Source organism: Bacillus sp. KS1, assembly GCF_020075515.1.
Lineage (GTDB): Bacteria > Bacillota > Bacilli > Bacillales > Bacillaceae > Bacillus > Bacillus velezensis.
Genome location: NZ_JACAWW010000023.1, coordinates 1 through 11846, shown reverse-complemented (window position 1 = coordinate 11846; position 11846 = coordinate 1). Strand labels below are relative to the sequence as shown.

The window sequence follows — 11846 nt, the reverse complement described above, 5'->3', positions numbered from 1 at the left end:
CGGTAGCCCCGCACTTTGACCTGCTGGTCGATACGGCCGATGTATTCAATGCCGCACTGCGCGTTCCATTTGACGAGGTCGCCGGTCCGGTACATGCGCTCGCCGGGCACGAACGGATCTGCGGTAAACCGCTTCGCCGTTTCTTCTTCACGGTTCAGGTATCCGCGCGCAAGACCGCGGCCGGCCACACACAATTCACCGGCAATGCCTTCCGGCTGCACCTGATCGCCGTCGCCGAGAATATAAACTCTCGTATTGGCAATCGCCCGTCCGATCGAAAGCGATCCTTCCTCCGGATTGATGACGCCGCTTGTCGCGACGACGGTGTTTTCCGTCGGGCCGTAGTTGTTGACGATCGTGTACGGCTGTTTCACCGCCCGCTTCAGCTTGTCACCGCCGACGAGAAGCATACGGAGAGAGGTATTTTCCAGCTCCATAAATTGTTCGGCCAGCTGCGTCGGCAGGAAGGTGATGGTCACGCCGTTCTCCTCGAAATAGTGATTTAAGCGGGTGATATCCAGCCGGATCGCTTCGTCAATGACGTGAAGCTCCGCGCCGATGATCCATGCCGGGAACATTTCCCAAATGGAGGCGTCAAAACCGAAGCCCGCGTATTTGGCGCTTTTATCATCCGCCGTCATGGCGAATGCGTCGTGATGCCAGAAGCACAGGTTCACCAGCGCATGGTGTTCGACCATGACACCCTTCGGCTGTCCGGTCGTTCCTGACGTGTAAATCATATAAGCGAGATGATCCGCCGTTGTTTCTGTCTGCGGGTTCGCTTCATCGTTTTCATCAAGCGGCAGGCTCAGAATGGAGCGTCCGCCGTCAAGCAGAATCGTTTCTCCTTTGTAGCTTTCCGGCACGTCCAGCGCTTCCTGTGTGAGAAGAAGCTTGGCGCCGCTGTCCTGCAGAATGTAGCTGATCCGCTCTTCCGGGTAGTCGGGGTCAATCGGCACAAATGCCGCGCCCGCTTTCAGGACGCCGAGTACGCCCGCGGCCATTTCCAAGGACGGTTTCGTCAAAATGCCGACACGTTCGTCAGCCGTGACGCCGCAGTCCATGAGAATGCGCGCGATGCGATTCGCCCTTGCGTTCAGCTCGCCGTACGTCCACTTCGCGCCGTTGTATGCCGCGGCCGGCCGGTTCGCGTAGCGGGCGGCCGTTTCTTCAAAGAGACGGTGAACCGTTTTGTCCCGCGGCACAGAAATTGTTTTTCCTTTCCACGCGTTGAGGAGGGCTTGTTTTTCAGCATCGCTGATCAGTGAAATCTCAGGCAGCTTTCTGTCCGGGCTTTCTGCCGCTTGCTTCAGAATCCGCAGGAACCCGGCGCTCCACTTTTCAATTGTTTCTTTTTTAAACAGATCAGCCGCATATTCAAACTGAAGACCGAGGCCTTCTTGATCCGTAAACCCGCCGAGTGTCAGATCGAATTTCGCCGTGCCTTGGTTCGACTCATACGGAGTGATGCGCAGGTTCTCCAGTTCCAGTGTTTCTTTATCCGGATCTTCTGTCGTCACCATGACTTGGAACAACGGATTTCGGCTCATATCTCTCGGCAGGTCAAGCTTTCCGATCAGATCCTCAAACGGATAATCCTGATGCGCCAGCGCGTCGAGATTGGTTTGTTTCACCCGTTCGAGCAGCCCGGCGAAGGTCTGCTCTTTGCGCGTTTCATTGCGAAGCGCAAGCGTATTGACAAACATCCCCGGCATCTCCTGAACTTCGGCGCTCGTTCTTCCGGCGGTCACCGAGCCGATAATGATATCGCGCTGCCCCGTGATTTTGCTCAAAAAGACATGGAACGCGGCGTGAAGCACCATATGAAGAGTCGCTCCCGATGATTCCATTAATTCACGCACCGCTTTTTCCGTTTCACGCCCCGCTCTGAAACGGACGGATTGTCCTTTAAAACTTTGGACCGGCGGACGGGGAAAATCAGTCGGCAGATTCAATTCAGGAAGCTCGCCGGAAAATGCGGAGAGCCAATAACGCTCATGGTCTTTCATCCGTTCGGCCTGCTCAGGTTCATTCTGCCAGACGGCGAAGTCTTTATAGTGCAGGTTCGGCGACGGCAGACTTCCCCCTTTATAAAGGTGAGCGAGCTCTTTGACCAGCATGCTTCTGGACAAGCCGTCGGCAATAATATGATGCATATCCAGCAGCAGCAGGTGTTTCTTTTCATTCAGTCTGACAAGAGCGGCCCGAATGAGCGGAGCCGCACTCAAATCGAACGGCTTAATGAATGCCTGAATGATAAGATCCACTTTCTCCTCATCCGCTGCTTCAAAGATGTGCAGGTCAATGTCAGCCTGTTCTGCGATCTGCTGCATCGGGCGGCCGTTTTGATCGATAAAGGACGTCCGCAAAGATTCGTGGCGATTGATCATCTGATTGAGGACTTCCTGAAGCCTTGAAATATTGACTTCTCCTTCCATCAGAAGAACGGATGGCATATTATAGCTGATTGTCTCTCGGTCAAGCTGGTTCAGGACGTACATCCGTTTTTGGGCGGATGATAACGGGTACGCGTCTGCACTGTCGGCCGGCGTGATCATCCGATATCCCTCAGATACCGCCGATTTTTCGATATATGCGGCAAGCAGGCGGACAGTCGGCTGTTCGAACAGCGCTTTTAACGGAACCGTTTTGTCCAGTTCAGCCTGAATATTGGCGAGGAGCATCATGCCTTTTAAAGAGTGCCCGCCGTAATCGAAGAAATTATCGTCGATGCCGAGCGTATCCGTACCGAGTGTCAGTTTCCAAATGCGGCACAGCTTTTCCTCCAATTCCGTTTCCGGCAAGGCTGAAGCTGTTTGCGCCGTTTGGCTGACGCCCGGTTTCGGGAGGGCGTTTTTATCGGTTTTTCCGTTGGCTGTGAGCGGAATGCGGTCTACTTGCACGAAATAAGCCGGAAGCATATGAGACGGCAATGTTTCGGAAAGCCGTTTACGAAGCTCAGAGCCTTTCAGCTCGCTGCCGGCTTTATAGTACGCGCACAGTTCCGGCAGCCCGCCTTCGCTGACTGCGAGAACGACCGCCTCCTGAATGCCGTTTACGCTTAACAGCACGGTTTCAACCTCTTTTAATTCAATGCGGTAGCCCCGGATTTTCACCTGATCATCCGCACGGCCGATAAATTCAATCGTCCCGTCAGGAAGCCTGCGGACGACATCTCCCGTTTTGTACATGAGGCTGTCCGGTGAAAAAGGATTTGAGAGAAATTTCTCCGCCGTCAGCTGCGGACGGTGAAGATATCCTCTGGCAAGCCCCTTCCCGGTAATATAAAGCTCGCCGCTTGCGCCCGGAGGAACGAGCTGCATTGCTCCGTCCAATACAAGCGCGCCGGTATTCGCGATCGGGCGGCCGATGACGGGACGCTGCTCATATTGATCAAGGCGCTCCATATTGATCCGTCCGGCAATGGCGCCGATCGTCGTTTCCGTCGGCCCGTAGTGATTGATGAAGTCGGTATGGGCGTACACGTCATGAAACTTGCGGACATCGGACGTGATGATCTTTTCTCCGCCGAGCACTACTAAACGAAGCGGGCTGAAACGGCGTTCTGACGTAAAACGGGCTGTATTGACGATCATATGGAACAATGACGGCGTCAGTTTCATATACGTAATGCCGTTTTTCTGTATATACTCACCAAGCTGATCAGGCGCGGTGTACGTCTCTTTCGGCACAATGTGCAGCTCTCCGCCCGCCTGAAGAATCGGGAATATGGCCGTATAGCCGAGATCAAATGCGTAAGAAGACAGCAGCACAGATTTGTCAGCTTCGGTCAGACCGGCTTCACGGCTGAACCATGTGACATAATTGATTAGATTGCGGTGCTCCAGCTGGACGCCTTTCGGTTTGCCCGTTGTTCCCGAAGTATAAATGATATAGGCAAGCTGGTCGGCGCCGGGCTTCGTTTCAAGCCGGCCGGCGCTTTCGTTCTGCCATTCTCCGTCTTCCATTACGACCGTTTTTCCTTTATAAACGGCGGCCGCGGTCATGTTTCTCTCATTGACGACCAGAAGCTTCGTTCCGCTGTCTTCGAGAGAGTAGCGGATTCTCTCTTCAGGAGTCTCAGGATCAATCGGGAGAAATGCCGCTCCGGCTTTCATGACGCCGAGAATCGCGGTAATCAAGTCGGCCGAACGATCCATCATAATGGCCACGATGTCCTCACTGCCCGTTCCGCAAGCCTGAAGGTGGCGGGCAAACCGGTTCGAGCGTTCATCAAGCTCACGATATGTCAGACTTGTTCCGCCCGCAACCGCCGTGAGATCAGGCGTTTTTTGCGCTTGCCGTTCAAACAGCGAAACAAAAGTGCCCTCAGGCAGTTCCGCTTCCGTACGTTTTTCATCAGAAAGGAGCGCTTCCCGTTCAGGAGCGGACAGCAGGCTTGCGTCGGCCAGCTGAATATCCGGATTTTCGGCGCAGGCTTTAATCAGATTGACAAAATGAGCACTCCAGCGGCGGATGGTTTCGTCCGCAAATAAGGCTTTCGCGTAATCAAAGCTCAATCCGACCTCTTCTCCGCGTTCAGCCGCTTCTAAGGAAAGATCAAATTTAGCGACATGATGATGCATGGAGTATGAAGAAATCTCCAAATCTCCGAGCCGCAGGGCCGGGATCTCCATGTTCTGCATATTAAATAACACGCTGAACAGCGGACTCCGGCTTGTGTCCCTCGTTAACGGCAGTTTTTCAATTAATTCTTCAAGCGGATAGCTTTGATGCTCAAAAGCTTGAAGGCTCGCCGTTTTCACCTCATCCAGAAATTGTTTGAACGTTTTTTTGCCGGCAGGATGCGACCGAAGCGCAACTGTGTTGACAAACATGCCCGGCACGTCTTGAAGATCAGGATGCTGTCTTCCGGCCGCCGGAGACCCGACTATGATGTCTTCCTGACCCGAATATTTGGACAGCAGCACTTGAAAAGCGGCTAACAAGAACATGTACATCGTCGTATCCGTATCAGCCAGCAGCTTCTTAATCTGCGCCGTCACCTGTTTATCAAGCCCGAAGATGACGCGTTCCCCTTCAAAACTGCGCTCGGCAGGACGCGGGAAATCAAGCGGCAGATCCAGCACCGGCAGATCGCCTTTGAACGTATCAAGCCAGTAGGCTTCGTGCTGTTCGAGATTTGCTTTTTCACGCTGCCAGATTGAAAAATCCTTATAATGAATCTTTGGCAGCGCAAGCTCCGTGCCTTGATAAAGCTTCGCAAGATCACCGATGAAAATGCCCATTGAGCTTCCGTCCGTAATAATGTGGTGCATGTCAATCAGCAGAAGATGCCGGTCTTCTTCAAGCCGGATCAGCTTCGAACGGACAAGCGGCGCGCGGTTGAGCGCAAACGGCCTGATAAAGGCTTTTGTCAGCTCTTCTGCATCTTCTTCCCGGCCCTCGGCGGTTTCAAGCTCAAACGACACATTTTTATGAATGGTCTGCACAACTTCTCCATCTGCCATGTCAAACGACGTACGCAGTGTCTCATGACGGTTGATTAATGCCTGCATGGCCTCCTCAAGACGCTTTTTGTCTACTGATCCTTCCAGCAAAAGTACAGCAGGGACGTTGTAGCTCGTGCTGGCCTGTCCGAGCTGATTAAGGATATACATCCTGCGCTGTGCTGAGGAAACAGGATAATGCTTCTGATAAGGCGCTTGTCGGATCGGTTCAAACTGCTGTTCCTCCTCGCTCTCATGCTCCAAATAATGCGCAAGCTCCTGAATGGTCGGCTTTTCAAATAATACTTTAATCGGCACTTCTTTTTGAAAGTGCTCCTGGATTTTAGCGGTCATCATCATAGCTTTTAAAGAATGTCCGCCAATCGTGAAGAAATTGTCAGTCACACCCGCTTTTACACCGAGAATGCCTTCCCAAATGTCCGCGAGTTTCTGCTCCGCTTCCGTTTTCGGCGCTACGTATTCTTTTTGAACGGCTTCAGCCTGAGGCTCAGGCAGCGCTTTTTTATCAATCTTTCCGTTCGCCGTCAGCGGAAACTGATTCATCTGGATGAAGTGCGCGGGAATCATATATTCCGGAAGTGATTCCGAAAGCGTTTTGCGCAGGTCTTCCGGCGAAAGGGCTTGGTCTGCGGTAAAGTAAGCGCAGATTTCATTTTCATCCGCTTTATTTTTCCGGATCACAGCCGCAGATTCCGTCACATTCTCCGCCTGGCTGATTTTCGCCTCGATTTCGCCGAGCTCGATTCTGAAACCGCGGACCTTTACTTGGTTGTCAATTCTGCCGAGAAACTCGATCGTGCCGTCCGGAAGCCACTTCGCCAAGTCCCCCGTCCGGTATATCATTTCATCCGGTCTGAACGGATCGCGGACAAACTGCTTCTCCGTTAATTCAGGCAGATTCACATAGCCCCTTGCCACTCCGCTTCCGCCGACGCACAGCTCACCCGGCGCGCCGATCGGCTGGAGGTTGCGGTTTTCGTCCATAATGTACGCAGTGGAATTTCCGATCGGCTTCCCGATCGGGACCGAACCGTCGTAGTCCTGATCAATGAGAAAACTCGTCGAAAACGTCGTATTCTCCGTCGGCCCGTAGCCGTTCCAAAGCGACAGCTCCGGTGATGCCTTTCTCACTTTGCTGACGATATGCGGCACAAGCGCATCACCGCCGATGATGAGATGCCGGAGCGTGTTAAACATGCCGGCATCCTTTTGGGCAAGCTGATTAAACAGCGGAGACGTCAGCCACATGGTCGTGATCCGCTGCTCTTTCAGAAATTGGGCGAATTGTCCGGCGTCAAGCAGCGTCTCTTTTTTCACCGGATGCAATGACGCTCCGTTCAGCAATGCGCCGAAGACTTCGAAGGTTCCGGCATCAAAGCTGACGGCTCCCGTTTGCGCCATCCTGTCTTCTTCATGAACCGGCACGTAATTCGAATGTTTGACGAGCCTGATGATATTTCTGTGTTCAATCATGACGCCTTTCGGTTTGCCGGTCGATCCGGATGTATACATGATATACGCCAAGTCGTTGCCGCCGGCCGGAAGATTCAAGTCTGTTCCGCTTACCGTTTCATCCGCGCTTTCATCCAGCATGACGACCGGGACTTGCAATGCGCCCGCTTGTTCTTGATAGTCCTGAACTGTCAGCACGAGCCGAATCGAGCTGTCTTCCGCCATAAAGCGGAGACGGTCCTCCGGAAAAGCCGGATCAATCGGCACATATGCGCCGCCTGCTTTTAGGACGGCAAGCATTCCGATAACGGTTTCCGCAGACCGGTCGTTCATAATAGCGGCGGTCCGGCCTTTTTCCAGTCCGCTCTTCACAAGGTGTCTCGCCAGGCGGTTGGCCGCTTCGTTCACTTCACGGTAGGTCCATTCGCGTCCCGCTTCTTTTATCGCGATGCTTGCAGGCGTCCGGTTTGCCTGTTCTTCAAACAAACGGTGAACGGCCTCCTCTTCCGGAAGAGCCGTTTTCGTATCATTGAATACCTCAACAATCTGCCGCTCTTCTTCGCCTGAAACAAGGCCGAGTTCCCGCACGGGCGCGTCAGGCGTTCCGACCGCGGCTTTCATCATGCGGGTCAGATGGTGCGCCGTTCGTTCGATGGCATCATGAGCGAAAGCCGCTCCATTGTATTTGATTTTGACAGTCCACGTTTTTCCCGGATACACGATGAGATTGAAATCAAAGCTCGTCTGCTCAAAAGCATGTTCCACTTTAATGGAAAAGCCGAGTCTTTCCTCCATGCCCCCGTTTTCCAGCTCTTTGTCCAGCGGATAGTTTTCAAACGCGACCAAATGATTTAAGAGGCTGCCGTCCAGGGCGGAGCGCTTTTGAATGTCATAGAGCGGCACATAATCATAGCGCTCGGCTTCCACGGCGTTTTTCTGAACTGCCGCCATCACGTCCGAAAAGGCTGCACCTTTGTCAATCTTGATTCTGACAGGAATCGTATTGATGAACAGCCCCGCCATCGTTTCTATGCCGTTGATTTCTGAAGGACGGCCTGATACGACGGTGCCGAACACCACATCGTCTGTATAGTTGTATTTGCTGAGCACCGCACCCCAAACGGCCTGAAACAGGTTAGGCCCCGTGACTTGATGCCGGTTGGCGGTCTGCTGAATCTGTGCGACCAGCTCTTCATCCCAGACAAAAGAATATTCTTCATTTTGGTAGTCTTTCTTTTCTGCTGCCAGACGGCCCGGGAGCAGGCTCGGCTGTTCGAAATCCGCCAGGCGGCTGCTCCAATATTGTTCCGCTTCCTCATAATCCCGGCCCCCGAGCCATTTGATATAGTCAGAGTAAGGTTTGCCCTGGCTTCCCCCGGCGGGCCGGCCGGCACGAAGCGCTTCATAGTTTTGAAACAGGCTTTTCATCAAAACGCCCATACTCCAGCCGTCCATGACGATATGATGATTGCTCCAGACGAGATACAGCTCCTTCTCACTGAGTCTGAACACCGCCGCTTTAAAGAGAATATCCTTCGCCAGATGAAAGCCCTGCTGCTGCACGCCGCGTTTATAGCGTTCGATATACTCAGTTTGGCGCGCTTCATCTAATTGACTGATATCTTCATAGTGCACCTTCGTCTTCCGCTCCGCCAATACGACTTGGCGCGGTTTTTGAAGCTGCTGGTGCACGAATACCGTACGCAGGATGTCATATGTCCGGATCAGCTCATTGACGCTTTTTTCAAAAAGCTCCAGCTGAAAGCTTCCGTGAATCCTAAGCTCTAATTGTGTGAAGTAGGAGGAAGAATGCGGATCAAGCAGCGCATGATACAGCATTCCCTCCTGCATCGGTGTGAGTGCATACACCTTTTGAATCGATTTTTTGCTCATATGTCACCTCTGTCTTTTCTGTTAGAGAATTTCCATTAATTTATCAAGTTCATCAAGCGTCAGATCATCATCGCCAAGATCGCTAGGCGTAAGCTCAGGTCCGTCTTGGGCCAGGCAGTGATCTATGATTTTCAAGAGGTGCCCTTTAAAGCTGTCACTGAACGATTGAATGGTTTTTTCATGAAATTCGAGAGAATGATAGGCAAACGTCATCGTCATCTGCCCATTTTCTATAAATCCGACAATATCAAGCGCATTCGGCTTCTCTGTGTCAGGGCTCAGCGATTGTCCTGACGGCATCCCGGATCTTGTAAATAATCCGGAATCCGACATCTCATTAAACTGGCCTAAGTAGTTAAAGCTGATATCCGGATCAATCTCAAATGAAAGATTCTCTTTATGCTCAGGCGCCGTTACATAACGCAGAATGCCGTAGCCGACTCCTTTGTTCGGGATGTGTCTGATGTCTTCTTTCATTTGTTTCAGCTGATATGAAAGATCGTCGGCGTGCTTCATCTCAAGGATCATCGGATACATGCTCGTAAACCATCCGACCGTCCGGGTGATATTCAAGCCGTCAAGAATGTCTTCGCGCCCGTGGCCTTCCAAATGAACGCCGATCGTGTCTTCACCCGTCCACTCTTTCAGCGCCAGTCCGAGCGCCGTGAGCAGGATGTCGTTCATTTCGGTGTGATAGGCTTCATGTACGTTTGTCGTCAGCTGTTCAGTTTGTTCAGGCGTCAGAGAGAAGCTGACTGTTCTCGTATGTCTCATGCGCTGATCACCAGACTGCCTGTCTTTCGGAAGCTGAGTGCATACCTCTTTTTCCTCAAGCTCTCTCCAGTAATCCGCTTCTTTCAGAAACGCCTTCGTATTTGCATATTCTTTGATTCTCTCGGCAAATTCGGCGAATGAATGTGTTTTCGGCGGCAGCGCCGGTTCATTGCCTTGCTTCAGCTGCGTATAAACGGACGTGAAGTCCTCCAGTAAAATCCGCCAAGATACACCATCCACGACTAAGTGATGGATTGCGAGAAGAAGGTGGTCTCCATCTTCAGCCCGGAAGAGCCCGGCCTTCAAGAGATGTCCTGTTTCCAGTGAAATACTGCTTTGAAGACGGTCTGCTTCCCTTTCGATACGGTCCTCATGGTCTTCAGCAGGTCCGTTCAGCTCAAAGACGTTCAGTTCAACAGACGCATCCTCAAGCCCTCTGTAATACGGTTTTTGTTCACGATAAATCATCCGGAGCGCATCATGGTGCACCGTCAGGACATGTAATGTTTTTTCTGTTATCTCCGGATCAAAGCCGTCTTTCGCGTGAAGCATGACGGATTGGTTCCAGTGGTGTTTGTCCGTAAAGTTTCGTTCAAAGAACCAACGCTGGATCGGCGTTAAGGCCGCTTCGCCTTCGACAGGTCCCTGGTCGGCCTGCTTGCCTTCCGTCCGCTCCACATAAGAGACGAGCTCTTCGATGGTCGGATGCTGGAAGAGATCCTTCATCTCCAGCTTGTAGCCGTGCTGGTTCAGACGGCTCGCCATTTGGATGCCTTTGATCGAGTCGCCGCCGAGCGTGAAGAAATTATCGCTTACGCCGATCTGGTCAAGACCGAGCACTTCCTGCCAAATGTCTGAAAGCAGCGTCTCCATCTCCGTCTCCGGCGCTTTGTAAGCGGCGCTTCCCGCTTCAATGTCCGGTTCCGGCAGGGCTTTTTTGTCAATCTTTCCGTTTGCGGTGACCGGAAGCTCGTCCATCTCCACCCAGAACGCCGGCACCATGTAGTCAGGCAGCGTGTCTTTCAGCGCGGATTTGAGCGCTTCAATATCGTCCTGCTGAGGCGCGACATAGGCGCAAAGCGCGGTATTGCCCGCTTTGTCTTCCACCGCCGTCACCGCTGCGTCGTGAACGTCCGCAAGCTGGGCGAGGCGGACTTCGATTTCTGAAAGCTCGATTCGGTAGCCCCGCACTTTGACCTGCTGGTCGATACGGCCGATGTATTCAATGCCGCACTGCGCGTTCCATTTGACGAGGTCGCCGGTCCGGTACATGCGCTCGCCGGGCACGAACGGATCTGCGGTAAACCGCTTCGCCGTTTCTTCTTCACGGTTCAGGTATCCGCGCGCAAGACCGCGGCCGGCCACACACAATTCACCGGCAATGCCTTCCGGCTGCACCTGATCGCCGTCGCCGAGAATATAAACTCTCGTATTGGCAATCGCCCGTCCGATCGAAAGCGATCCTTCCTCCGGATTGATGACGCCGCTTGTCGCGACGACGGTGTTTTCCGTCGGGCCGTAGTTGTTGACGATCGTGTACGGCTGTTTCACCGCCCGCTTCAGCTTGTCACCGCCGACGAGAAGCATACGGAGAGAGGTATTTTCCAGCTCCATAAATTGTTCGGCCAGCTGCGTCGGCAGGAAGGTGATGGTCACGCCGTTCTCCTCGAAATAGTGATTTAAGCGGGTGATATCCAGCCGGATCGCTTCGTCAATGACGTGAAGCTCCGCGCCGATGATCCATGCCGGGAACATTTCCCAAATGGAGGCGTCAAAACCGAAGCCCGCGTATTTGGCGCTTTTATCATCCGCCGTCATGGCGAATGCGTCGTGATGCCAGAAGCACAGGTTCACCAGCGCATGGTGTTCGACCATGACACCCTTCGGCTGTCCGGTCGTTCCTGACGTGTAAATCATATAAGCGAGATGATCCGCCGTTGTTTCTGTCTGCGGGTTCGCTTCATCGTTTTCATCAAGCGGCAGGCTCAGAATGGAGCGTCCGCCGTCAAGCAGAATCGTTTCTCCTTTGTAGCTTTCCGGCACGTCCAGCGCTTCCTGTGTGAGAAGAAGCTTGGCGCCGCTGTCCTGCAGAATGTAGCTGATCCGCTCTTCCGGGTAGTCGGGGTCAATCGGCACAAATGCCGCGCCCGCTTTCAGGACGCCGAGTACGCCCGCGGCCATTTCCAAGGACGGTTTCGTCAAAATGCCGACACGTTCGTCAGCCGTGACGCCGCAGTCCATGAGAATGCGCGCGAT

At 53.0% G+C, this 11846-nt stretch carries 1 protein-coding gene and 1 pseudogene; both read right to left on the bottom strand.

Translation table 11 applies throughout. The features are described 5' to 3' along the window. Window positions 1-8816, bottom strand: an 8816-nt coding sequence (gene srfAB, locus HWY38_RS19295) for a surfactin non-ribosomal peptide synthetase SrfAB (RefSeq protein ID WP_411908478.1), incomplete at its 3' end; no start/stop codon positions are given. 21 nt (window positions 8817-8837) lie between these two features. Next, window positions 8838-11846, bottom strand: a pseudogene (gene srfAA / locus HWY38_RS17825) (surfactin non-ribosomal peptide synthetase SrfAA); the annotation flags it as partial.